Here is a 24,162-nt window from a genome sequence, read left to right on the forward strand (position 1 = left end):
CGCAGTCGGGGCAGGTCGATCCGTCGATCATGCCTCCGTTCGATCATCGGAGGACAAAACCCTTCCCCCCGTTGTAGCCGCTGACTCGGGGTGGAACCGCCGGACTCGACCCGGAGCGAGACGGTGCAACCACGAAGTATTTGTTGCTGGCAAGCCTTTTAACGGTGAATGCAACGTCCGGAGTGGAACGTGACGATCCAGTTGCGCGCTCCGACATCGTTCGACGCATGAGCGGCGGCGACGAGCGGTTCGAGTTCGCCGGCGACGCGCCGGCCCGCGAGTACGGATCCGTCGCCCTGGTCGTCGGCTGTCTCGTCGCGGTTGTCCTCGCGACGGCCCTCGTCCCCGCTGCCGTCTCGGTCGGACTGGGGGACGCTCCCGCGGAGTCGCTGATCCCGATGCCGCCCGGCGCCGAGGAGCGCTCCGCCGCGGAGAGCGCCGTCACCGGCGCGGGAACGGGCGACGGGTTCGGCGCGCTGAACCTCGGCGACAGGGCCTCCGTCGGGGGATCACTCGGGGACAGCAACGGCAACCCGTTCCGCTCGCAGAACACGGAAGTTCACTTCCAGGTCCGCAGCGAGGAGTCCAGTTACTGGCGGACGGCCGCGTACGACACGTACGTCGGTGACGGCTGGACGCAATCCGGCGAGAGCGACGCGACCGCACCGGTCGACGGCCGACAGGTCAGTTACCGCGTGGAACTGGCCCGCTCGACCACCTCGGCGCCGACGGTGTGGCGACCCGAGAGCGTCGAGGGCGCGAACGGCCTCGAACTGACCGACGGCGGGATGGCGCGTTCGAACGAGTCGCTGCCCGCCGGGACGTCGTACGTGGGGGTGAGCCGGAAACCGCCGCGAGACCCGGAGCTGCTGCGCGCGAGCGGTCGGGACTACCCGGACGCCATCGAGCAGCGGTACACGAAACTCCCGCCGAGCTCTGCGGTGTCGCTGCGCCCCTTCACGAACAACATCACCGCGGGTGCGGACACGCCGTACGAGACGGCGAACCGGATCGAGCAGTGGCTGGAAGCGAACAAGGAGTACTCGCTGAACGTCTCCGAGCCGGCGGGCGACCACGTCGCCCGTGAGTTCGTCACGCAGATGGACGCCGGCTACTGCGAGTACTTCGCGACGGCGATGACGGCGATGTTGCGCTCGCAGGAGATCCCCGCGCGATACGTAGTCGGCTACTCGACCGGCCAGCAGGTCGGCGCGAACACCTTCCAGGTGCGGGCGATGAACGCCCACGCGTGGGTCGAGGTCTACTTCGAGGACGTCGGCTGGGTCCGCTTCGATCCGACGCCGGGGACCGAGCGACTCCAGCAGGAAGCCCAGTCCTACGAGAACAGCGGTGCGCCCGGGGAGTACAGCCCCCAGGAATCGGGGAGTCCGGGCGAGACGTTCTCGCCGAACTCCGGGGAAGGCAACGAGACGGCGACCGCGTCTCCGACAGACCCGGGATCGAGCGACGGGACGATCGTCACACCGCAGCCGACGCCTGAGACTCCCGGCGAGGGAGCGGACACGCCTGTACCGGACGATCAGGTGCCCTCGTCGAGCGACTACGAGGTGACGCTCAACCGGACGGCCGTGCCCGGCGCGGTCGTCGAGGTGTCGGTGACCGCGGGCGCCCAGCCGGTCGTCGGCGCGCTGGTCGATTTCAACGGCGAGCGGGTCGGACGGACCGACAGGGAAGGGACGGTCACCGCGCGCGTCCCGTACACCGAGAATCTCTCGGTCACAGTCGGGGACGGACGCACCGTCGAGTCGGAAGTCTCCGGTGGCGCATCGCTGGCCGGCGACGATGTCCAGTATGCCCTCCCGCCGCCGGACGGAGCCCTGTTCTCCGCGAACGAGCAGGCCGAGAACACCACGCGCTCGTTCGACGTCCAGACCGAGGCGGCCCTCTCGGTGTCGGGATCCCTGCGCCCCGGTGAGACCGTGCTCGTCACCGCGGTGGTCGACGGCGTTCCGGTCGGCGACGCGACGCTGTCGCTGGACGGCAAGCCCATCGCGCGGACCGACAGGGACGGACAGGCGCGGGTACAACTCCCCGAGTCGCCTGGAAACGTGACGCTCAGGGTCGCCCGGGACCCGATCGCCGGAAACCGAACGCTCGCTCTCGAATCCGTGAGCGTCTCGGCGGATCCGGTCTGGCCCCTCCCGGTCGCGGGGACGCCGGTCGAGGTGATCGCGAGTATCGGCAACGAATCCGTCGCGGGCGCTCCGGTCCGGATCGACGGTGACCGGGTGGGCGAAACCGGCATCGACGGGACGTTCACGACCGAGTTGCCCCTCCAGTCGTCGGTCGCGGTCGCGGTCGAATCGGACGGCCAAACGGCACGGACCACAGTCGCGAATCCGCTGGTCAACGCGGCCGCGGTCGCCGTAGCCGCGCTGGCCGTCGCCGTCGGCGGCACTGTCGCAGCGAGCAAGCGCTCGCTGGGCCCGCGCTCGCTCGCCGGCGACCTCACTGCCGCGCTCCGGGCGGCCGGCCGGCTGTTCGTTCGCGCGTTCGTCGGGCTCGGAATCGTCGCGGCGTCGCGGATCGAGCGGACGCTCGACCACCTCGCGGCGCTGGTCGCCGGGGAGCGATCGCCCGCCGATCTCGTTCGGGCCTTCCGGACGTGGATCGCCGACTGGCTGGATCGACTGCGCAGTTCCGTGGACGGACAGCCCGGATCGAACGAGCGCGGACCGCGGAGCACGGGCGAGCAGTCGCAGTCCCCGGAGGTCGCGGCCGCACACGTGACGATCCGCGAGGCCTGGGGGCGGTTCCTGCGACTGGTGTCCGTCCGTCGACCGTGGACGAAGACGCCCGGACAGCTCGCCGACCACGCCGTCTCGACCGACGGCCTGCCGGCCGACGCCGTCTCGACGCTTCGGGACGAGTTCCGCGCCGTCGAGTACGGTCCCCGCTCGCCCGACGACTCCGTCCCGGCCGTCGAGGCGGCCATCGAGCAGATCGAGCGGGCGATCGAACCGGACGACGCTACCGAGGACGACAGCCCGGTGACCGACGGGTCCGTCGGTTCGTCCGAAGCCACGACCGATCCGCCGGCAGCCGACGAAACGGGGGACCCGCCAGTTGCCGATGCCGGCCCGGACCGGGGTGACGACTGATGCACCGACCCGTCCGGACCGCGTTCGGAGTCGTCGGTGTGCTGGCGACGTTGCTCGGCGTCGTCGCCGTCGTTTCCCCGTCGATCGTCACCGGGACGGAACCGCTGGCGACACTGGCCGTCGTGCTCGGGGGGATCGACCCTCGGACGCTGTTCGTCTTCGGCAGCGCCGCGGTCGGGCTCTACGTCGCCGTCTCGTCGTGGCGATCGTCCGGAGCCCGCCTCGTCGGGGACGACCGGGACGGGGTCGCCCGATTCGAACGGGCCCTCGCGGAGCCACCCGAGACGGTGACGGCCTCCGACCGGACTCTGGCGGGGAACGACTTCGACGCGGCCGTCGAACGGGCGGTCGCCGGCGACGGGCGCGCGATGGACGGGGTCCGCGACCGACTGCGAGGATTGGCGGCCGCTCGTCTCGACCGCGCCGGCTGTTCCGACGAATCGATCGCGTCGGGAGAGTGGACCGACGACCGGACCGCGGGCGCGTTCCTCTCGGAGGACGCTGGCCCCGTTCACTCCCTCCGGTCGCGACTCCGGTTCTGGCTCGACCCGGAGACGGAGCGCGACCGGCGGGTCCGTCGGACGGTCGCTGCGATCGAGTCGATCTCCGAGTCGACATCCAACGGCACTGACCGCGACGCCGGAACCGCCGGCGCAGCCAGCGACGACAGCGGCCCGCAGATCCGCGGTGGGGGTGTCGGCGAGTGAGCCACGAGCGGGTCTACCGATGGCGGGTCGGCGCCGTCGCGGCAGCGGCGCTCGTCGCGCTCGGGTTGCTGTACGCGTCGCCGATACTTCTCGCCGCGACGGCGGTCCCGCTCGGATACGTCGCCTACGGCGCGCTCTCGTCTATTCCAGCGGACGCAGCGATCCGGGTCGAGCGCTCGTTCGCCGACGCGGCTCCGCAACCGGGCGAGACGGTGACGGTACAGCTGGCCGTCGAAAACGCCTCCGAGGGGACGCTCGCCGACGTTCGCGTCGTGGATGGCGTGCCGGACGAGTTGACGATCGTGGACGGTTCGCCCCGGACGTGCGTCACGCTCCGTCCCGGCGAATCGGCGACGCTGACGTACGCCGTCGTGGCGCTGCGTGGTGACTTCAAGTTCGCCGACCCGGTCGTCCGCCTCCGGTCGCTCGCGGCCGGACGAGTCGTCACCGAGGCGGTCCCAGTGACCGGCGACACCACGCTCTCGTCGCTCGATCCCGTCTCGGCGGCGCCGGTCGGGTCCGCGACGCTCGCCCGTGCGGGGACGCATCCCACCGATAGCGGCGGCGAGGGGCTGGAGTTTCACTCGACGCGGGAGTATCGGCCCGGCGATTCGATCAGCCGGATCCACTGGCGGCGCTTCGCGAAGACGAACGAACTGACGACCGTCTCCTATCGCGAGGAGCGGGCAGTCAGGGTGGTCGTCGTGGTGGACGCCCGGCCGGTCGGTCGGGTCAGGCCCCGGGCCGGAACCCCGACTGCGGCGTCGCTGTCCGGATACGCCGCAGAGCGGATCTACGAGACGCTCGTCGACGCCGACGTGACGACCGGCGTCGCGGCGTTCGGCGTCGACGGCACCGACCTCGACACTTCGACCGGCGCTGGCTCGGTCCCCTGGGTCGGCGGCGACTGGGACGACGCGACCGCCCGCGCCCGGATGCTCTTCGAGACCATCCAGCGAGTCTCCGACGACCCCGACACGGGATCCGCCACCGAAGTCCCGGCGGGGCTCGACCTCCGCGATACCGGGGAGAACCGCCCGGGGATTCGGCGTAGCGCGCACCTCTCGGACCGGACGGACGCAAGCGACGCGAGTCCAGCAGACCAGTCGTCGGAGATCGAGTCTCCCAGCGAGACGACGAGTGACGACGGTGGCGCCCCCGAGATGCCGGCGCCAGACGGCGGCGCAGACGAGGTCAGCCAACTGCTCGAGCAGTTCCCTCCCACGGCCCACGTCGTCTTCGCCACTCCCCTGATAGACGACTGGCCCGTCGACTTCGTCCGACGGGTCCGTCAGCGCGAGTATCCGGTAACCGTCGTCAGCCCCGGGACGACCGCTGCGGACTCGCTGGGGCAGCGAGTCGCGGGACACGAGCGAGACGTTCGGTTGACGGACGTCGCTGCGACCGACGCGACAGTGGTCGATTGGGACCGAGAAGCGTCGATCGACGCGGCGCTCGCCGACGCGCTGGCATCGCTGCCGGGAGGGTCCCGTGGCTGACGCGCAGTCGAACGACGACGTGTCCGCCGACCGCGCCACCGCTTTCGGGTTCGCGGACACTCCCTCGCGGACGAGCACCACGATCGTCGTCGTTCTCACGGTCGCCGTCGCCGCGGTCTCGATCGGACTGGTCGGCTCGACTCTCGCCGTCGCGCTCGCGTTTGCACACGCCGTGGCGTTCGCGGCGAGCCTGTGGCTGGTCGCACGGGAGCGGTGGCCCGTCGCTGCGAGCGCGGGCGCCGGCGTACTCGCGCTGTTCGTCGGTGCGAGTTTCGCCGCCGCCGTCGGCTACACGGTTCTGGACCTCGTCGCGGCGCTGTACCCGGTTTCGACGCTCGATCAGGTCCGACCGCGCGGGCTGCGCGTGGCGAGCGCGACGGTAGTCGTCGTCGGTGCGACCGTCGGGATGGTCGGCGCGCTCTCGACGGTCGGCGGCCGTCTCGACTCTGAGACCGCGTGGGCCTACGCGAAACTCGCCGTCGAGACGTTCGTCGTCCCGTTACTGGTTGCGGCCGTCCTGTTGGCATCGACGCTGTTCCGCCGCCTCGGTGGTGAGGGTGAGGCGCCGCTGGTCGCCCCAGCGGTCGACGCCGTCGGCGCGTTCGTCGCTCCTGCTCCCGGTCGGACGCACCTGGTCTCGTTCTGTCTCCTCTTTGCACTCGCGAGTGCGGCAGTCGCCTACGCGATCGACGCGCTCCCGATCGCGGAGTTGTCGACCCGTCGAACCGACGACCGGATCGAACGAGCCGCGAGGACGCTCGCGCGCGTCGCACGCCGGGTTGCGGTCGTCACCGCCGTCGCGGTGCCGCTGCTGCTGGTCGAATTCGTCGTCTCGCCGGCGAATATCCGGGCCGCGCTCACGCCGCCGGTGTACGGATTCATCGCCGGGATCACCGCCAGTCCGCTGCTCCGTGTCCTCCTCGTGGGAATCGCCGGCTTCGCCGGGGGGACGGCCGGCGCCATCTGGTCGCTCAAACGTCTGGCGCGTGCGGATTCGAGCGACATCGCGGTCGCGCTGACGCCGCTAGTCGGCGGCATGGCCGTCGTCACGCTCGCAGCTGTGCTCCACGGCGTCGTCCTCTCGCCGACGCTCGGTTTCGTTGCCGATGCACTCCCGGGGCAGTTCGCGACCGCATTCACCCGACAGTCGAGTGCGGTCGTCGACTTCTACGGCCCACTCGCGGTCGTTCTGACCGTCGCAGCGGCCCTCGTCGGCGCGACCGCCGCGCTTTCGATCGCGCTCGCGCTGCTGCTGGGAGTCGGCGCTCTCCCCGAGTCCGCCCCCGGCCCGGCGCTGGCGGCTACCGGGACGTTCGTCGCCGTGGGCTTCGGTGCCGGTGCCGGCTTCGGCGCGCCCGTCGTTCTGACCGGACTGGTCACCAGCATCGTCGTCTGGGACGCCGGTGAATTCGGCGCTACGCTCGGCCGTGAAGTCGGGCGTGCGGGCTCCACACTCTCACCCCAGGTCGTCCACGTCGCTGCCACCGTCGCCATCGGCGCGCTCGGTGCGCTCGGTGCGCTCGCGATACATCGAGTCGCGACGGAGACTGTCTTCACCGACGTCGCGACGATCCCGTTCGCCCTGTCAGTCGTCGTCGCCGCCCTCGTCTTGCTCGTTGCCGCGCTCCGGTGACCTGCGGGTCGCCGCGCTTCGGCGATTTACCCTCGTTCTTCGACCGCCGGGACGGCGACGCTGTCGAGCACGTCTGTGACTACCGTCTCCGGATCCGCATCGCGGACGCTCGCCTCCGTCGTGAGCACGAGCCGATGGGCGAACGTCGGATAGACGACCCGCCGTACGTCGTCGGGGATCACGTACGACCGCCCGTCGATCACCGCTGACGCCCGTGCGGCCTCGAACAGCCGCTGTACCCCACGCGGCGAGACGCCGACTTCCACGCGGTCGTCCGCGCGAGTCGCCCGACCGAGCTCGACCACGTAGTCCCGTAACTTCCCGTCGACCGAGACCCGTTCGGGAACCGCCTGCAACTCGGCGACCGTCTCCCGGTCGACGACTGGTTCGACGCTGGGGGACTGAGACGTTCGGTCGGCCCGCCGGTCGATGAGCGTCCGTTCGTCGTCGAACTCGGGATACCCCATCGCGAGCTTGAACACGAACCGGTCCCGCTGGGCTTCAGGCAACCCGAAGGTCCCTTCCTGCTCGATGGGGTTCTGCGTCGCGATGACGAAAAACGGACTCGGGAGGTCAGTCGTCTCGCCGTCGACCGTCACCTGCCCCTCGCCCATCGCCTCCAGCAACGCGGCCTGGGTCTTCGGCGGCGCGCGGTTGATCTCGTCGGCCAGTACGAGATTCGCGAAGACCGGACCCGGGACGAACTCGAACTCCCCTTTCCCCTCGTTGTAGACGTTCGATCCCGTAATATCAGAGGGCAGTAGGTCGGGCGTGAACTGAATCCGCGAAAACGAGAGATTGAGCGCGCTGGCGAACGATTGCGCGGTCAGCGTCTTCCCCGTCCCCGGCACGTCTTCGAGTAAGACGTGCCCCTGCGCGAGAATACCCGTCAGGACGCTCTCCAGAAACCGCTCGTCGGCGATAACCGCCTCGCCGACGGCGTCGAGTATCCGCCGACAGGTCGCTCCCGCCTCGTCGTAATCCATGTTCGGATTCCGGGCCGACGCGACCAAATGTTTTCGGCCTTTGCTGGCGATCTCGGTCGAGAGGGTGAGGGGAAACTACTGAATGGAAATCCGGCATTCACTACTCTTCATCGCCGTTGTATAACGTAGAGTTACCTGCGGAGTTAGACATGTCATAGACATATTCTATTTGTGCATCAGTCATATTCGTCTCGGTAGACCAGTACTGGTCAGTAAATTCCATCGCGGTCAATTGACCTGAGTAATATTCACGGACCAAAGACGTGTTGACATACAGGGTCTTTGGCGGAGAACCTGTATTATTTAGTTCGGCAATTCGTAATTGGTTGGGTATATCACCACCAATTTTCCCGTTGTCGTAGTGAGCAACTGCTTGGGAATAGCCACTTGTAACGAGCGTATTGACCTGCTTCACTCTACGTATTTCGTCTTCAGAAGGCGCCGTGAGATTCATTACTACCACTAGTACCTTGTTGTCCAGCACCCTCCATCCAGATGTCCTAACTGGGATGTCAGCATCAACTTCTGTTTCGCCATAGACGGTTGCAACAAACTCGCTGTACCTTTCGTTAGCCGCTGGATCTAGGGTAACTGTTGCAGTTGGCGTATTAGCTGGTATTGTTGTCGGAGTGGCAGTTGCTGTTGGTGTTGCGATCACAGTCATTGCCTGAGTCCGTGTTGGTGTTGATAGGCGGCTTTCAGTTGGAGAGGGTATATCTGTCTGTGTAGGAATTTCAGTAGAAGTTTGTGTATCCTCTGGATTTTCGGGTTCCCCGAATCCAAACACCGAAACCGCTACCGCTACGATCATGATAACTGTGAGGACTCCTGCAACGAATAGTGTACTCTGCGCTCGGGTTCTCTGAGTTTTTGCTCTATCGTACATATGATTGAATTTTTAATATCGCCTATTAGGCGGGACACGGCCAGTTCGGGTATTAGCCTCGCTATTCGTTTCGTCTCTTGAGCCATCCTCATCCTCATCTTCACCGTTTTCAGTGCTTCCACCGACAATTATGTCATCGAATGGGTTTGTAGAGTCCTCATCGCTGTTGTCTCCGCTTTCACCAGAACTGGAGTTGCCTATATCTTTCCAGACGGTATTTTCATCATTACCGGTGTTTTCGCTATCTTCTCCCCCTTGGTTCTGATTCATATCTGCCGTAGGATCGACATTAACCGTATCCACTTCTAGAGATTCCCTGTACGCTTCTTGGCTGTCGAATTCGACGACATCGTCAGTCGAGTCGTAGGAAACACCATCGTTGTTCTGGGCGAATTCTTCATCTAAGGTTTGACCTCCCCACTGGACGTTCCCATCGTTGTCTGCATCGGTGATGGTGATACCATTGCTGTCTACGGTCATCCGGTCGTTGTTGCAGTACAGGTCGTCACCCCTGTTGAATCGCGAACAATCGCCGCCGTCGCTACTGTAATCACCGCCAATTCCACCCGCGGCCGCTTCGTGGACGGTGACATCTTGGGTCGCGATATCCTCGCGGCCGAGTCGGTCGACGACGGTCACACTGACCGTGTGCTCGCCACTGGTCGTGAACGCATGGAGATACGTGGTGCTAGCGTCTGTTCCGGATAGACGCGTCCGATTTTGCCAGTTACCGTCGGTGCGCCACGTCAAGGCAGCGAGATCGGCGTTTCCCGCCTCGACAGATGCGGTGTACTCAGCTACTTCACCGGCGTTCAACTCTTCCGGTCCGGAGAGAGTCACCGTAGGTCCATCTGACTCTGTGACGGTCACCCGTAGCGTATCGCTGCTGGTCGCGCCATCACTATCGGTAACCGTGACCGTCGCGTTGTACGTGCCGACCTGCCGAGGAACGAACGATGTCCGGCCACAGGTCCGACAGTCCGGTCGGGTGTACTCCCCGTTTGGTTGCTCCAGACGCCATTCGTACGCGGCGACTTCCCCGTCGGGATCGCGCGACGCGGTCGCGTCCAGATACACGGTCGTATTGACGGTGACGTTCTGGTCGAGTCCCGCGTCGGCCAGCGGTGCCTCGTTACCCGAACTCGCCGCGTCAGCAACTGCTGCCCCGCAACTCACTGCGGCCCCGACGACTAGTATAACCCACAGCGTCGCCGTCGGTACCCCCCGTCCCCCTGCGAGCATCCTCTACCCGCGGGTGGTTCCCTCTCCGGTATAAATGTTCGTGGTCCAACACTGTTGCCCGATCTAGTGATGCGGCAAACAGGTATCTGCGGCTACCACTCCGCATCGACCAGTTCGTCGATGCGGTCGAACGCTGTCCGCTCTCGCTCGCCGCCCGCGGTCTCGACGACGCGCTCGAAATAGGCCAGCCGTTCGAGGAGGACCTCGGTGTCGTAAGAATCGACATCGAGGCGGGACGCGGCGACGGTGGCCTCGACGACGGCGTAGAACCCGCGATTCGTCGTCGGAACGACGCGTCGCTCGACGGTGCTGTCGACCGGTTCGAGGCGCCAGGTGACGATCTCCGTTCCGCTCTCGGTGGTCGAGTCGATCCGTTCGACAGCGACTTCGACCCACGCGTCGGCGCTGTCGAGGATGGGGTCGTCGCTCTCGCGAACGGCGAGCGCGGCGTCGACGAAGTCGACGGGGTCGCGAGTGAATTGCACGTACCCAGTGCCGCGCTCGCGGAAGTTCCGCCGGGTTCGCGTGCGACCGTAGGTGCGTGCGGTCACCGGATCGCCGGCGTGGAGGCCGAGCGCGGCGACGTTCCACCGATCGTTCGGACCGAGGGTGGTGACGGCGGACTCGACGACGCCCGATAGCTCGACGGGCCACTCGGCCGCGACGGTGCTGTCGCCGCCCCGCGGTCCGTCGGCAGTCACACCGTTACCCCCCGTTCAAGTGCGACGAACAGCCCGGCAGCGACGACGTCGGCGGTCGTCCCGGGATTGATGCCTTCGGCGACGAACTCGTCGGCCAGCGTCTCCGGATCGACTTCGCCGTCGAGCGCTGCCCGCGCTCGTTCGGTCACCGCTTCGGCGGTCGCTCGGTCGTGCTTCGTCACGACGAAGGTGTCGACCTCGTCGGCGAGCAGTTCGAGGAACGTCTGCGCGGCGCGGTCGGCGACCGGTCCGTCGCCGCGTTCGATGGAGTCGGCGGCGGCGAAGACCCGTTCGAAGCCCTCGACCCACTCCCGGGCGACGCCGTCGTGGTCGGCGGAGCGCTGCATGACGTCCCGGAGCGTGAGCCCGCGATCACGAAGGTCCGGGACGGCGTCGCTCCCGCGACGCACGTCGAGCGGCTCCATGCCGTTCGGCGGGTCGTCGACGGCCACGTCGACCGCCTCGAACGCACGGTAGAAGTTCGCCGCGTCGTCGACCGTCGTCGTATCGACGACCGCCGTCGCTCCCTCAGGCGTGAGCGACCGGTCGTCGCGGCCCGCAGCGGCTACCAGCGGGAGTTGCAGGAGGACGGCGCCGAACTGCGTGTTCCCGCCGCGCTGCTCGGCCATTCCCTCGATGGCATGCAGGAATGCCGCGCCGACCGGTTCGCCGGCGGCGGCCCCCTCTATACCGGGTCGTGCGCCCACCGCGCCGGCGAGGAAGTGCTCGAACCGAAGGTCGGAGTGTTCCCGGTGGCGGTCGACGTTCCCGGGCTTCGGCGTCCCGGCGACCTCGAGCAGCAGCGCGAGTTCTGCGTTCTGGGCGGCCGTCCTCACGTGCCCGGTCCTCCCGATTCGACCCTGGCGACCTGCTCGGTGGGTCGTTCCTCGGCGCTTTCGAACCACTCGTCGACTGCCGCGCGGACTCGCTGGAGCACTCGCGGGTCGTCGCTGGGGCGGCCGACGCTGACGGCGTCGGCGCCGTAGTCGAGGTACTCGTGGACGGTCGCTCGGTCGCGGACCTCGTTGTTGGCGATTACGAACGCGTCGGTCGCGGCGACCACGTCGGCGACGACGGCTTCGGAGTCCATCGCGTCGATGTGGAGGATATCCGCTCCGGCGTCGTCGAGGCGAGCGGCCACCGCTGGCAGGTCGACGCCCGAGAGTTCGGTCCGCACCTTGACGCTCACCGTCGCGTCCGTCTCGGCGGCGGCGCTGACGTACGATGCGAGCCGATCAGGCTCGCGCAGGAGTGACTCGCCGGCGCCGGCGGTACACATCTCGCCCTGCCGGCAGTGCGCGTTGACTTCGACGATCGCGTCGTAGTCGGCGCAGACGGCGGCGGCGTCCCGGATCGGTTCCGGTCCGCTCGCGCGGACGTTGAACGCCGGTCTGAGCGGCGCATCCGCGAGGGCGCCCAACTGCCCGTCGACGAACGCCAGCGGGTCGTCCGGGAGGAACTCGTCGCGGTCGCGGTCGACCAGTTCACGTGCAGCCTCGCGCGTCTGCTCGTCGAGTGCGATCCCCCCGAGGAAGGCACAGCCGGCGTACTCGCTCGCGGCGCGGGCCCAGTCGGCGTCGGAGCGGCCGCTCAGGCTGGCGAGTGCGAGACGCGGTTCGAAAGGCTGATCCGACTGTCCCGATCCATCGGGTCTGGTCCCGTCGGCGGTCATTCGACGGCCTCCAGCGCCTCGTTTACTGCACGGGCGACGCGGGTCGCATCGTCTTCGTCGTCCATCCGGGTGTCGGTGCGGACGACCGGGCGGTCGAGGTCGGTCCCGTCGGCGTCGTCCAGCACGAACGCGTCGGCGAAGGGGTACGCCTCCGCGACGCCGGCGGTGCTGGCCGCGTAGCCCTCGGCCTCCATGAGGTCGTCCGCCGGCCCGGAGAAGACGGTATCCTCGACGAACGGCGAGACGGCGACGACGGGCGTCTCGGCGAGCGCATCGCGGATCCCGTCCAGCGCCAGCATCGGCCCGAGGCTCGTGATGGGGTTCGACGGGCCGACGACGACGGGGTCGGCCAGCGCGTCGAGCACGGCGGGCGTCGCCGTCGCCTCCTCGGCGCCGCGGAACTCGACGGACTCGATATTTGGCTCGCCGCCGCGGGCGACCCAGAACTCCTGGAAGTGCATCCGCCCCTCGTCGGTGTGAACGAGCGTCGCCACGGGGTCGTCGCTCATCGGGAGCAGGTCGACGGTCAGGTCGAACGCGTCTGCCAGGACGCGAGTCGCTTCGGTGAGCGACTTCCCTTCGTCGAGCAGGCTCGTCCGCGTGACGTGAACGGCGCGGTCGGCGTCGCCGATGTGCATGAACTCGCCGATGCCGGAGAACCGGCGCCAGCGGGCGATCCGCCGGCCGTCCGTCTGGCGGTCGTCGGAGAGGTATCTGGGTTCCGATTCGATCCCCGCCGCCCCGGCGATCGAGACCAGTTCCTCGTGAGTGGTCGCGGTGTCGTCGGCGATGCCCCACCACAGCTCCCGATCGAGGCGGTCGCCGCGGAGGTAGAGGACCGTGTCCACGTCCGGACAGACGAGGTGGCCGCCGAGCTCCACGTCGTCGCCGGTGTTGCCGACGACGGCGGTCTCGTCCGGGTCGAAGACGGCGTCGGCGCCCGACAGGAGCTTCGGCGTGCCCGTCCCACCGGACAGAAACGTCACCATACCCCGGCGTAGGGGTGACCCCGGGCTAAAGCTTTGCGTCCGGGCGCGCCGGCAGAACGTACCGATCTGCCGCCGCGTGCCGGGACCCACTCCCGAGAGACGCCGCCAGCATTGTCAGACCTGAGAATTGCACCTCTAGACTCAAGGGGGGCGGTCGAGTGGAACGACCAGGATCCGATGCCAGACGTTCACAACCGAGAGTCGGGTGCAGAGGCACACCGGCTCGCCCCCGCTGCACCGGACGAGGAACACGTCTACGGTGCGTGTAGCCCGGGCTGGCACAGCGCCGCCGGCCACTCCGAGGCCCTCGCCGACTGGATCGCCGTCGTCCGCGCGAGCGACATCGAACGGGTCTGTTCCCTCCAGCCGGGCGCGGCGCAGTCGCCCGACTCCGAGACCGACAGCTACACCGACGTCTTCGGCGAGGACAACGTACTTCACGCGCCCGTCCCCGACGGCCGCCTCGTCAGTCCCGCCCTCCTCGAACGAGAACTCCTCCCCTTCATCGACGACGCCGTCGCCGCCGACGAACGTATCGTCGTCCACTGCCTCGACGGGATCGGCCGCACCGGGCAGGTGCTGGCCGCCTGGCTCGCTCACGACAGGGGCTACGAGCCCGAGCGCGCCATCGAGACGGTCGAGTCGACCGGCCGCAAACCCCGCGAGCCAGTCCACAGGGGCAACGCCACCGAACAGGAGCTGTACGACCTGCTCGCCGTCTTCGGCTGACGCTCCGGGCCGCCGGCGTGTTCGACGGCGCCGCTCCCGAGAGCGGATGCTGACCCTTATGTCGGGAGGAGCGTAATGTCACGGCAATGACGACGATCAAGGACAGCGTCCACGACCACATCGCGGTCGAGGGCGTCGCGGCGGATCTCCTGGACACGCCGCCCGTCCAGCGGCTCCGCCGGGTGAAGCAACTCGGTACGGTCACCTACGTCTATCCCTCCGCCAACCACACCCGCTTCGAGCACTCCCTCGGCGTCTACCACCTCGCTACCGAGGCGCTTTCCCACCTCGGCATCGAGGGCCAGCAGGCCGAACGCGTCCGCGCCGCGGCGATGCTCCACGACGTGGGCCACGCCCCATACAGCCACAACATCGAGGACATCATCCACCGCCACACCGGGAAGTACCACGACGACGTCGGGGACCTCCTCGGGAGCGGCCCGGTCGCGCGCGTCCTGACCGACCACGGGCTGAACCCCGACAGCGTCGCGGGGCTCGTCGCCGGCGACGGCGAACTCGGCCAGATCGTCTCGGGCGAACTCGACGTCGACCGGATGGACTACCTCGTCAGGGACGCCCACCACACGGGCGTCTCCTACGGGACCATCGACGCCGAGCGGCTCGTGCGGGCGCTCCGGTTCGTCGACGGGGAACTCGTCCTCGACGAGGGCAACGTGCAGGCCGCCGAGAGCCTCCTGCTCTCGCGCGCGCTGATGAACCCGACCGTCTACAGCCACCACGTCTCCCGCATCGCGAAGGCGATGCTCCGCCGGGGGACCCAGCGGCTGCTCGTCCACACCGATATCGACGGCGAGAAACTCCGCCGGATGGACGACTACGAACTCCGGGTCGCCCTCCGCGAGTGCGAGGCGACGGCGGCGTTCGCCCACCGCCTCGACCGCCGGGATCTGTACAAGCGGGCTGTCTGGGCGGAGATGGAAGCGGTCCCCGAGTCCCTGATCGACGCGGACCACGAGACGATCCGCGAGCGCGAGGAGGAGGTGGCCGCGGAGGCGAACGTCGACCCGGACGCGGTGGTCATCGACGTGCCGCCCCGGCCGTCGATGCGGGAGTCCAGCAGTCGCGTGCTCGTCAACGGCGAAGTGCGCCGACTCGGCGAGCAGTCGACGCTCGTCAGCGCGCTCCGGGCGGCCCAGCACGACCAGTGGCGGCTGGGCGTGTACGCGCCCGAGGAGTCCGCCGAACGGGTCGGTAACGCGGCCGTCCGCGTGCTCGGTCTCGACCTGGAAGACACCAGAGTCCGCGACGTGCGGCCGGGCGTCCACGCGACCCTCGACGACTTTAACTGAGGCCACGGGAGTCACTCTGTAATGACCGACTCCACGACGTTCACCGGAACCGTCCTGCGCGGTCGCGAGTTCGAACCGGTCGAGGGTCGCGTCGTCGTCGAAGACGGCGAGATCACAGCCATCGAGGAGGAGTCGACCCACAGCGACGACGTCATCCTGCCCGCGTTCGTCAACGCTCACACCCACATCGGCGACTCCATCGCCAAGGAAGCCGGCGGCGGCCTCTCGCTGGAGGAACTCGTCGCGCCGCCGGACGGCCTGAAACACCGCCTGCTCCGGCAGGCCAGCACCGAGGAGAAGGTCGAAGCGATGCACCGCTCGCTGCAGTTCATGGTCGAGTCCGGGACCGCGGCCTTCATCGAGTTCCGTGAAGGCGGCGTCGAGGGGGTCGAAGCCATCGAGCGCGCCGCGGACGGCCTCGACGTCGATCCGGTGGTCCTCGGGCGCGAGACGGTCGCGGCGATGGAAGCGAGCGACGGGTTCGGTGCGAGCGGGGCCAACGACGCCGACTTCTCCCGCGAGCGCAACGCGACCGCCCGCGCCGGGAAGCTGTTCGGCATCCACGCCGGCGAGGTCGACGCCTCGGACATCAACCCCGCCCTGGACCTCGACCCGGACTTCCTGGTCCACATGGTCCACGCCGAGGACCTGCACCTCGATCGGGTCGCCGACAGCGAGATCCCCGTCGCGGTCTGCCCGCGCTCGAACCTCGTCACCGACGTGGGTTTCCCGCCGATCGCCGAGTTGCTCGAACGGACGACGGTCGCGCTCGGGACCGACAACGTGTTCCTCAACAGCCCGTCGATGTTCCGAGAGATGGAGTTCACCGCGAAGATCGCGGACGTGAGCGCCCGCGACGTCCTCCGGATGGCGACCGTCAACGGCGCGGAGATCGCGGGGCTGAACACTGGACTGGTCGAACCCGGTCGCGACGCGAACCTGCTCGTCCTCGACGGCGACTCGGACAACCTCTCCGGCGCGAAGGATCCGGTCCGCGCCGCGGTCCGGCGTGCCGGCGTCGCCGACGTGTCCGAGGTGTACCTCTCCGGGCAGTGAGCGCCGGGCGCGTTCCTGCCCGGGAACTGTGCTCGGTGGCCTTGGAGATACAGGCTCGCTGTTGAACCCGTTCCCGACCCTACTCCGGACGCGATGTCACTCTCAGAGACCGTCTCCAAGATCGACCGGCTGAGCGACGAGCAGCGAGACTGCATCGAGAATTGCAACGAGGCCGCCGAGGTCTGCGAGTGGTGCGCCGACGAGTGTCTCGGCGACTCGGACATGGAGGAGTGCGCACGACTCTGTCGCGACGTCGCCGACCTCGCGTCGCTGCACGCACGATTCATGGCTCGGGGCTCGGCGCGAAGCGGCCAGCTCGCCGAGGCCTGCGCGGACGCCTGTGAGGCGTGCGCCGACGAGTGCGAACAGCACGACGCCGACCACTGCCAGGTCTGTGCCGACGTCCTCCGGGAGTGCGCCGAGTCCTGCCGGAGCATGGCCGGCGCCTGATCGGACCGACGCCTACGTCGCTGACCCCGCTGTAGCCCGGCGATCTCCGTCCGTCTCCCGTTTTTCGCGCCTCGCCGAGTTCGGCGCTGCCGAAGTGTTTTACGGCCGCATGTGGTATTTGGTAGCATGGGCATCTACGAGACGATCCTCCTGCCGACGGACGGGTCGGCGGGGATCGAGCGGGTGATCGACCACGCGGGGGAGCTAGCGCGGGTCCACGACGCGTCGATCCGGGGGCTGTACGTCATCGACGCGACGAGCTTCACGGGGCTGCCGATGGAGACGTCCTGGGAGGGGGTCCGGACGGTGCTCGAATCGGAGGGAGAGACGGCGCTCGAACAGTTGCGGCGGGTCGCGCCCGACGACGTCCCGGTCGAGACGACGACCGTCGAGGGGACGCCGAGTACGGAAATCGTCCGCTACACGCGCAAACAGCCCGTGGACGTGGTCGTGATGGGCACTCACGGCCGCGGCGGGATCGACCGGCTCCTCCTCGGGAGCGTCGCCGAACGGGTGGTCCGGAAGTCGGCCGTCCCGGTGGTGACGGTCCCCGTCAGCGGCGCGGCTGCCGCCGTCGAGTCGGAAGCGGCCGGAGAGGCAGAGCCCGCCACCGAGCCGGAGAGCGTCACCGAACCCGACGCGGACCCGACGCCGAGCGTCGAAGGGTCCTGACCGAGACCCAGCGCGAGAACGAGACGCTCCCCTTTTCGCAGTCACTCCACCGGCCGGAGGTGCTCGCAGTCGCCGGCGGTCACGGTCACTCGTTCGTCGCCGGTGTCGACGACGAGCGTGCCCGGGAACGCCACGTCGACGGCGTCGCCCACGACCTCGCCGCCGGGCGTGTCGACACGCACGCGCTTGCCCAGCGTCGTCGCGTGCTCCCTCCACGCCGGGACGACCGCGTCCAGATCCCCTCGCAGGTCGTCAAATTCTTCCAGCACCCGCTGGGTGAACACCCGCCGGTCCACGTCGCCGGCTTCGGCACGGAGCGTCGTCGGCTCGGCCTCGCCGGGCAAGGCCGCTGGGTCGACGTTCGCGTTGATCCCGATCCCGGCGGCGATCCACGAGACGCGGTCCGCCTCGCCTTCCATCTCGGTCAGGATCCCGGCCAGCTTCCGCTCGGGAGTCTCGCCGTCGCCGCCGGTCCCGTCGTCGGCGTCCGGCACGACGACGTCGTTGGGCCATTTGATCCGAGCGTCGACCCCGGCCTCGCGGGCCGCCCGCGTGATCGCGACCGCGGCCGCGAGCGTGTACGCCGGGGCGTGCGTGGCGGGGACCTCGGGCCGGGTGAGGACGCTCATCCAGATCCCCCCGCTCGGGGAGGACCACTCGCGGTCCAGCCGGCCGCGTCCGCCCGTCTGCTCGTCGGCGAGGACGACGACGTCGTCGTCGCCCGCTTGCGCGAGGTCGCGCGCTCTGGCGTTCGTGCTCGGGACGGAGTCGTGGAACTCCACCTCGAAGGGGGCTTCCAGCCCGTACTCGACGGTCGCGGCGCCGAACTCGGGGAACTCGTCGATGGCGTAGCCGTCGGCGCCGCTCTCGACTTCGAACCCCTCCTCGCGGAGCGCCTCGACGTGTTTCCAGACCGCGGCCCGCGAGACGTCCAGTCGCTCGGCCAGCTCCGGCCCGGTGACCGGCCCGTCTGCGAGCGCGTCGAGGACGCGCTCTCGCGTCTCCTGCATGCTCCGGAGTTGCGCGCGCCCGGTTGTAAGTGGTCCGGAGCGCGGCGGTCCTCGGTGCGGTCGCTCGTTCCCTACTCGATCTCGTCGACTGCCACGGCGCGGTCCTCCTCGGCGGACTGCAGCGCCGCCTCGACGACCCGGTGGACGGCGAGCGCGCTCGCGAAGTCCGAGGGGTGGTCCTCGCGCTCGCCAGAGAGGCACTCGGCGAGAATCTCGTAGAGCCGGCCGGTTGACCGGCCGTCAGGGTCGAAGCCATCGACTTCGACGCGGTCGCGGCCGTCGTCGCCGTAGCGGGCGCTGGCGTGGCTGCCGAGGACGAACTGACCGTGACCCTCGGTCCCGACGACGTCGAGGCGGTACTCCAGCCAGAAGGTGTCGGCCTGCGCGGGCACGTCCGGCGCGTCGGGCCCGAAGTGGAGTGTGGCCGTCCTGTTCGCGGGATATTTCACCTCGAGCAGTGCGTCGGACGGCTCGACGTCGGCGTGCCAGTCGTCGAACGGATGCTCGCCCCACTCGGCGTGGGCGCGGACCCCCGCGTGGTCCGTCCCGAGTAGCCAGTTGACGGCGTGGATGAAGTGCGTCCCGTGCTCGTAGAGGCCGCCCTTCGTCGAGCCGACCAGCCGCTCCACCTCGCCGAGTTTGCCCTCGTCGATCCACCGCTTCAGCGCCTGCAGTTCCTCGCCGTAGACGTGCTGGTGACAGACCGTGACGCGCGCATCACTCTCGGCCACGAGGTCGGCGATCTCGACCACTTCGTCGTGGGTGACCGCCACCGGCTTCTCGAACAGCAGCGAGTCGGGTTCGTGGGCCAGCACGTCGGCGATCACGTCCCGACGGACGGTCGCCGGCGTGACGAGCGTGACGTGTCTCGGCGCCTCGGCGTCCAGCGCCTCGTCCAGATCGGTGTAGACCGTCGGGACGCCGAACTGTTCGGCCGTCTCGCGGGCCGCCCCTTCGTCGAGGTCACAGACCGCGGTGACCTCGAAGCGGTCGCTGTCGTGTAGGGCGCGAGCGTGGGTCTGCCCGCGATTTCCACAGCCGATCTGGACGGCGGTGTGCGTCGACATGGTCGTCCCGTCTCCCGGCGGCACCATGAGAGTTCGCTCCGGGGAAGATGTGGGTTCGCCCCGGTGAAGGGTCGGCGGCGCGTCACTCCGGGTCGGCGAGGCGTTCGCTCTCGTCGGTCCGGGAGTCCAGAGCGAACTTGTCGTCCGCGTCTCCGTCCACGTCGAGTCCGAGTTCGCTCGCCGCGCAGTCGAGACAGTAGTAGTTCTCCTCGCCGTCGCTCGTGGCGACGGTGACGCCGGCGACGACCGTCTCTTCGCGGTAGCGACGGCAGAGACCTGATTCGACGGGATCGTCGCAGACGACGCAGGGTTCGTCGCTCCCCTCGTCCGGTCGGATCGCCCGGCGCTCGACCACGGGAGCACGGCCGAACCGAGTGAGACGGTGGCGACGTTCGAATCGGGGATTCACCGCCACGCCGGCGACGAGCGCGACCAGCGAGAGGGCGAGCACGACGGCCGCTGGCTCGACCGAGTACATCGTTCCGCCGAGCGCCCGTCCGACGACGGTGACGATCCCAATCAGTCCCAGCCAGACGAGCAGCCAGCCCGCGGCCCCGTACATGAGCCCGGCGACCTCGTCGGCCAGTCGGACGCGCGAGTCGTGGCCCTCGGCCATACCGGCGGTTCGGCCGTGACGGTAAAATCCCTTGTCGTTTCAGTGACTGTATCGCCCGCGCCGGTCACTCCCGGAGTTCGAACCCCAGTAGCTCCGCGAGCGCGTTCGAGGCGGCGAGACCGAGCATCAAGACGGTATACATCACGAGGCCCGCGACCAGGAAGACGACGAGCATGCTGGCGACGACGACCGGCGTCGTGATCTCGGCGACGAGGCCGGCGCCGACCAGTGCGTCAGGGAGCCAGACAATGCCGCGGAGCGCGATGGCGACGCCAGCGGCGACCGCGACCACGAGGTTCGTGAGGAGGAGGACGATGCCCAGCCCGGCCCGCCACAGCGACCCGTCTTCGCCGTCCGACACGGTCAGTCGATCACGAACATCGTGTCGCCCATGTCGACGGAATCGCCCTCGGCGACCTCAACGCGAGTGACGGTGCCGGCGCTCTCGGCGACGATGTCGTTCTCCATCTTCATCGCTTCGAGGACGCAGAGGACGTCACCCGCGGCCACCTCGTCGCCCTCGGCGACGTTGACTTCGAGGATGGTCCCCTGCATCTCCGCAGCGACCTCCTGGCCCTCGGCGGCGACGCCGCCGGAGTCGCCGTCGGACCCGCCGCGGCCCGGCTGGGGTCGCTGGGCCTGGCCGCCGCCGGCGCCGTCACCGCCGGTCGGGATCGCCGGCGCGCCGCGCTCTTCGAGGTCGACCTCGAAGCGCTTGCCGTTGACCTCGACCGTGAACTCCCGCTCGACGACCTCTTCCTCGTCGTCGCCGCCGCCGCTCGGTTCGCTCCCGGCGCCCCAGCGCTCCTGGGCCTCGTCGATGCGCTCGGGGTCGAGGTCCTCGTCGAGGTACTTCGTGGTGTGGCGGCCTTCGAGGAACGTCTCGTCGGTGAGCATCAGCCGGTGGAACGGGATGATCGTCGGGAAGCCCTCGATGGTGTAGTCGGCGAGGGCGCGCTTGCCGCGGGCGATGCACTCCTCGCGGTCCTCGCCCCAGGTGATGAGCTTCGCGACCATCGAGTCGTAGTCGGTGACCAGATCGTCGCCCTGTCGGTGGGCGTCGTCGACCCGGACGCCGATGCCGCCCGGCGTGTCGTACACCTCGTACTCGCCGCCGGTGGCCGGCGCGAAGTCGGTGGCGGCGTTCTCGGCGTTGATCCGGAACTCCATCGCGTGCCCTTCGAGTTCCACCTCGTCCTGGTCGAAGGTGAGTTCCTCCCCGGAGGCGATCCGGATCTGCCACTTGACGAGGTCGATGTCCGTCAGCTCCTCCGTGACGGTGTGTTCGACCTGGATGCGCGTGTTGACTTCGAGGAAGAAGAAGTCGGTGTCGGCGTCGAGCAGCCCCTCGTCGTTGCGCTCCTCGTCCTCGACGAGGAACTCGAAGGTGCCGGCGTTGTAGTAGTCGCCGGCGTCGGCGCCACGGCGGGCTGCCTCCCGGATCTGCTCGCGGAGTTCGTCGGTCAGCGCGGGGCTCGGCCCCTCCTCGATGACCTTCTGCTGGCGCCGTTGCAGCGAGCAGTCCCGCTCGCCGACGTGGCGGACGTTGCCGTGTTTGTCCGCGATGATCTGCACCTCGACGTGCCTGGCGTTGTCGAGGAACCGCTCGATGTAGACGGAGGCGTTCGAGAAGTACGCCTCGCCTTCGCGCTGGGCCGTCTCCAGGGCCTCCTCGGCCTCCTCGGCGCTCTCGACGACCTCCTGGCCCATGCCGCCGCCCCCGCCCTCGGCCTTGATGAGGACCGGGAAGCCGTGCTCCTCGCCGAACTCGACGATCTCATCGGGATCCTCGACGGGCTCGGTCGTACCGGGGACGATCGGCACGTCGGCTTCCTGCATCACCTTACGGGCGTGGGTCTTCTCGCCGAGGCGTTCCATCGCCTCGCTGGACGGGCCGATCCACGTGATCCCCTCGGCTTCCTCGACCTTGGCGGCGAACTCGGCGTTCTCGGCCATGAACCCGTAGCCGGGGTGGATGGCGTCGGCGCCGGCCTGCTCGGCGGCCTCGAGGATCGCCTCCTGGTCGTTGTAGGAGTCGGCCGCGCGGGCGGGGCCGACGTTGTAGGCCTCGTCGGCGTAGCGGACGTGGCCGGCGTGTTTGTCGGCCTCGCTGTAGACGGCGACCGTCCCGACGCCCAGCTCCTCGCAGGCTCGCATGACGCGGACGGCGATCTCGCCGCGGTTCGCGACGAGGACCTTCTCGAACATATGACCCTGTACCGAGCCTCACCCTTTAAATCTGATCGGAATCGGGGATCGGACCCGCCGATTCAGTCCGTGAGGCTGGACTCTCCCGCCCGGGAAAACGACTTTATCCGCCGTGTGCGTTCGCCCCACAGTGACCGACGAGCGAGTTCGCGCGTCCGATGGCGACGCGGTGCAGGTCCTCGACGAGAACGGGCGCGTCCGGGACGGCGCGAGCGTCCCCGACCTGTCCCCGGAGACGCTCGTCGAGATGTACGCGCAGATGCGGCTCGCCCGCCACCTCGACGAGCGGGCGGTGAGCCTCCAGCGCCAGGGCCGACTGGGGACGTACCCGCCGCTGTCCGGACAGGAGGGCGCCCAGATCGGGTCGACGCACGCCCTGCGCGACGACGACTGGATCCTCGACCAGTACCGCGAGCACGGCGCGGTCGTCGTCCGGGGTATCGAACCGGAGTACCTGCTCTACTGGAAGGGCCACGAGGTCGGCAACGCCTGGCTGGCCTCCCGCAACGTCTTCCCGTTGAACATCTCCATCGCGAGCCACCTCCCCCACGCCACGGGGATGGCGTGGGCTGCACGCCTACGGGGTGACGACCGCGTCGTCTGCTGCCACTTCGGCGACGGCGCCACCTCGGAGGGGGACTTCCACGAAGCGCTCAACTTCGCCGGCGTCTTCGACGCGCCCGCGGTGTTCTTCTGCAACAACAACCAGTACGCTATCTCCGTCCCCCGCGAGCGCCAGACGGCGAGCGCGACCATCGCCGAGAAAGCCGAGGCCTACGGGTTTGAGGGCGTCCGCGTCGACGGGATGGACCCGCTGGCGGTGTATCAGGTAACCGAAGCCGCCGCCGAGAAGGCGCGCGATCCGGACGACGGCGAACGCCGCCCCACGCTGATCGAGGCGGAGATGTACCGCTACGGCGCGCACACGACCGCGGACGACCCGTCGAAGTACCGCGACGACGCCGAGGTCGAGCGGTGGAAAGAACGGGACCCGATCCCCCGGATGGAGACGTTCCTCCGCGAGCGCGGTCTACTCGACGACGAGGATATCGACGCTATCGAGGCGGAAAATCGGGAGCGCGTGGCCGACCTGATCGAGGGGGCGGAAGCGTACGAACCCGACGCGGAGGGGTGGTTCGAACACGCCTACGAGGATCCGATGCCGCGCGTCCGCGAACAGCGGGCCTACCTGCGAGGCCTGCGCGAGCGCCATGGCGACGACGCGCTCTTGCGCGACGAGTAAGGGGCCCGTAGCTTCGACTGCCCGCCGTCGACGGCCAGTTTGCCCGTTCCGGGATCGGCTTACTCGATCGCTGTAGCCCGTTACTCGGGACCGCCGTTTCCTTACCCGGCCGAAACCGGTGTATAGCTAAGCCACGTGAGGCCTTTCGGTCGCGTATGGCATACCAAGTAGACTGCAGCGAGGGCGACGGCTTCATGATCCGGTCCGAGGACGAACAGGAGGTCATCGAGCACGTGAAAGAGCACGCCCGGGAGAAACACGACATGGACCTGAGCGACGACGAGGCGCGCGACATGGTCCAGCAGGCGTCCTGACCGACAGATCCGACCGTTTTTCGCCGCCTGTTCCGCCCGGTATCCACAAA

23 protein-coding genes are annotated in these 24,162 nt (G+C 68.5%); 11 read left to right on the forward strand and 12 right to left on the reverse strand.

Annotated features, from left to right (window positions below; translation table 11 throughout):
- The first annotated feature begins 227 nt into the window (after positions 1–227).
- From AB2U09_RS21725 to AB2U09_RS21740, 4 genes are read left to right on the forward strand one after another with little or no spacing between them, the layout of a single operon-like run.
- Positions 228–3,122, forward strand: a complete 2,895-nt coding sequence (locus AB2U09_RS21725) for a transglutaminase TgpA family protein (RefSeq protein ID WP_459194839.1) — start codon at positions 228–230, stop codon at positions 3,120–3,122.
- Positions 3,122–3,829 (forward strand): DUF7269 family protein, encoded by a 708-nt coding sequence (locus AB2U09_RS21730; protein WP_459194840.1) that lies wholly within the window; start codon positions 3,122–3,124, stop codon positions 3,827–3,829. The genes AB2U09_RS21725 and AB2U09_RS21730 overlap by 1 nt, the downstream gene beginning before the upstream one ends.
- The gene (locus AB2U09_RS21735) at positions 3,826–5,328 is read left to right on the forward strand and encodes a DUF58 domain-containing protein (RefSeq protein ID WP_459194841.1); all 1,503 of its coding nucleotides are present in this window, start codon (positions 3,826–3,828) and stop codon (positions 5,326–5,328) included. The genes AB2U09_RS21730 and AB2U09_RS21735 overlap by 4 nt, the downstream gene beginning before the upstream one ends.
- Entirely contained in the window at positions 5,321–6,961 is a 1,641-nt protein-coding gene (locus AB2U09_RS21740) for a DUF7519 family protein (RefSeq protein ID WP_459194842.1), read from the forward strand. The genes AB2U09_RS21735 and AB2U09_RS21740 overlap by 8 nt, the downstream gene beginning before the upstream one ends.
- Before the next feature lie 26 nt (positions 6,962–6,987).
- Here AB2U09_RS21740 and AB2U09_RS21745 read toward each other — a convergent pair whose 3' ends face one another.
- The 7 genes from AB2U09_RS21745 to cofD form a co-directional block, all read right to left on the reverse strand.
- Positions 6,988–7,947 (reverse strand): AAA family ATPase, encoded by a 960-nt coding sequence (locus tag AB2U09_RS21745; RefSeq protein WP_459194843.1) that lies wholly within the window; start codon positions 7,945–7,947, stop codon positions 6,988–6,990.
- A 100-nt stretch (positions 7,948–8,047) separates the two neighbouring features.
- On the reverse strand, positions 8,048–8,833 hold the full coding sequence (locus AB2U09_RS21750; protein WP_459194844.1) for a hypothetical protein: 786 nt from the start codon (positions 8,831–8,833) through the stop codon (positions 8,048–8,050).
- A 12-nt stretch (positions 8,834–8,845) separates the two neighbouring features.
- Complete coding sequence (locus tag AB2U09_RS21755; protein WP_459194845.1) at positions 8,846–10,075, reverse strand: PKD domain-containing protein; 1,230 nt, start codon at positions 10,073–10,075, stop codon at positions 8,846–8,848.
- A 92-nt stretch (positions 10,076–10,167) separates the two neighbouring features.
- On the reverse strand, positions 10,168–10,776 hold the full coding sequence (locus tag AB2U09_RS21760; RefSeq protein ID WP_459194846.1) for a DUF447 domain-containing protein: 609 nt from the start codon (positions 10,774–10,776) through the stop codon (positions 10,168–10,170).
- Positions 10,773–11,612: a triphosphoribosyl-dephospho-CoA synthase gene (locus tag AB2U09_RS21765; protein WP_459194847.1), complete on the reverse strand. Its 840-nt coding sequence runs from the start codon at positions 11,610–11,612 to the stop codon at positions 10,773–10,775. Before AB2U09_RS21765 ends, AB2U09_RS21760 begins: the two co-directional genes overlap by 4 nt.
- The gene (locus AB2U09_RS21770) at positions 11,609–12,448 is read right to left on the reverse strand and encodes a tRNA-dihydrouridine synthase (RefSeq protein WP_459194848.1); all 840 of its coding nucleotides are present in this window, start codon (positions 12,446–12,448) and stop codon (positions 11,609–11,611) included. Before AB2U09_RS21770 ends, AB2U09_RS21765 begins: the two co-directional genes overlap by 4 nt.
- Complete coding sequence (cofD, locus tag AB2U09_RS21775) at positions 12,445–13,437, reverse strand: 2-phospho-L-lactate transferase (RefSeq protein ID WP_459194849.1); 993 nt, start codon at positions 13,435–13,437, stop codon at positions 12,445–12,447. The genes AB2U09_RS21770 and cofD overlap by 4 nt, the downstream gene beginning before the upstream one ends.
- Positions 13,438–13,614: 177 nt before the next feature.
- On the opposite strand from cofD, the gene AB2U09_RS21780 reads away from it, so the two are divergent.
- From AB2U09_RS21780 to AB2U09_RS21800, 5 genes are all read left to right on the forward strand, one after another.
- Positions 13,615–14,166 (forward strand): protein-tyrosine phosphatase family protein, encoded by a 552-nt coding sequence (locus tag AB2U09_RS21780; protein ID WP_459194850.1) that lies wholly within the window; start codon positions 13,615–13,617, stop codon positions 14,164–14,166.
- An 86-nt stretch (positions 14,167–14,252) separates the two neighbouring features.
- Positions 14,253–15,476, forward strand: coding sequence for an HD domain-containing protein (locus AB2U09_RS21785; protein WP_459194851.1), 1,224 nt, complete (start codon positions 14,253–14,255; stop codon positions 15,474–15,476).
- Positions 15,477–15,497: 21 nt separating this feature from the next.
- Positions 15,498–16,532 (forward strand): amidohydrolase family protein, encoded by a 1,035-nt coding sequence (locus AB2U09_RS21790; RefSeq protein WP_459194852.1) that lies wholly within the window; start codon positions 15,498–15,500, stop codon positions 16,530–16,532.
- Between the two features lie 93 nt (positions 16,533–16,625).
- Positions 16,626–16,982, forward strand: a complete 357-nt coding sequence (locus AB2U09_RS21795) for a four-helix bundle copper-binding protein (protein ID WP_459194853.1) — start codon at positions 16,626–16,628, stop codon at positions 16,980–16,982.
- 126 nt (positions 16,983–17,108) lie between these two features.
- Positions 17,109–17,654 (forward strand): universal stress protein, encoded by a 546-nt coding sequence (locus AB2U09_RS21800; protein ID WP_459194854.1) that lies wholly within the window; start codon positions 17,109–17,111, stop codon positions 17,652–17,654.
- 41 nt (positions 17,655–17,695) lie between these two features.
- Here AB2U09_RS21800 and AB2U09_RS21805 read toward each other — a convergent pair whose 3' ends face one another.
- From AB2U09_RS21805 to AB2U09_RS21825, 5 genes are all read right to left on the reverse strand, one after another.
- Complete coding sequence (locus AB2U09_RS21805) at positions 17,696–18,664, reverse strand: biotin--[acetyl-CoA-carboxylase] ligase (RefSeq protein ID WP_459194855.1); 969 nt, start codon at positions 18,662–18,664, stop codon at positions 17,696–17,698.
- Positions 18,665–18,735: 71 nt separating this feature from the next.
- The gene (locus tag AB2U09_RS21810) at positions 18,736–19,731 is read right to left on the reverse strand and encodes a Gfo/Idh/MocA family protein (protein WP_459194856.1); all 996 of its coding nucleotides are present in this window, start codon (positions 19,729–19,731) and stop codon (positions 18,736–18,738) included.
- A gap of 82 nt (positions 19,732–19,813) precedes the next feature.
- A complete protein-coding gene (locus AB2U09_RS21815) occupies positions 19,814–20,347 on the reverse strand; it encodes a DUF8108 domain-containing protein (RefSeq protein ID WP_459194857.1) in 534 nt (177 codons plus the stop codon).
- Between the two features lie 64 nt (positions 20,348–20,411).
- Complete coding sequence (locus AB2U09_RS21820) at positions 20,412–20,708, reverse strand: hypothetical protein (protein ID WP_459194858.1); 297 nt, start codon at positions 20,706–20,708, stop codon at positions 20,412–20,414.
- A gap of 2 nt (positions 20,709–20,710) precedes the next feature.
- Entirely contained in the window at positions 20,711–22,555 is a 1,845-nt protein-coding gene (locus AB2U09_RS21825; protein WP_459194859.1) for an acetyl/propionyl/methylcrotonyl-CoA carboxylase subunit alpha, read from the reverse strand.
- A 130-nt stretch (positions 22,556–22,685) separates the two neighbouring features.
- Here AB2U09_RS21825 and pdhA point away from each other — a divergent pair, with 130 nt between their 5' ends.
- Together pdhA and AB2U09_RS21835 are read left to right on the forward strand one after the other, a co-directional pair.
- Positions 22,686–23,798 (forward strand): pyruvate dehydrogenase (acetyl-transferring) E1 component subunit alpha, encoded by a 1,113-nt coding sequence (gene pdhA / locus AB2U09_RS21830; protein WP_459194860.1) that lies wholly within the window; start codon positions 22,686–22,688, stop codon positions 23,796–23,798.
- 155 nt (positions 23,799–23,953) lie between these two features.
- On the forward strand, positions 23,954–24,112 hold the full coding sequence (locus tag AB2U09_RS21835; RefSeq protein ID WP_459194861.1) for a DUF1059 domain-containing protein: 159 nt from the start codon (positions 23,954–23,956) through the stop codon (positions 24,110–24,112).
- Positions 24,113–24,162: the final 50 nt, after the last annotated feature.

This window comes from Halosimplex yunnanense, from assembly GCF_054504345.1.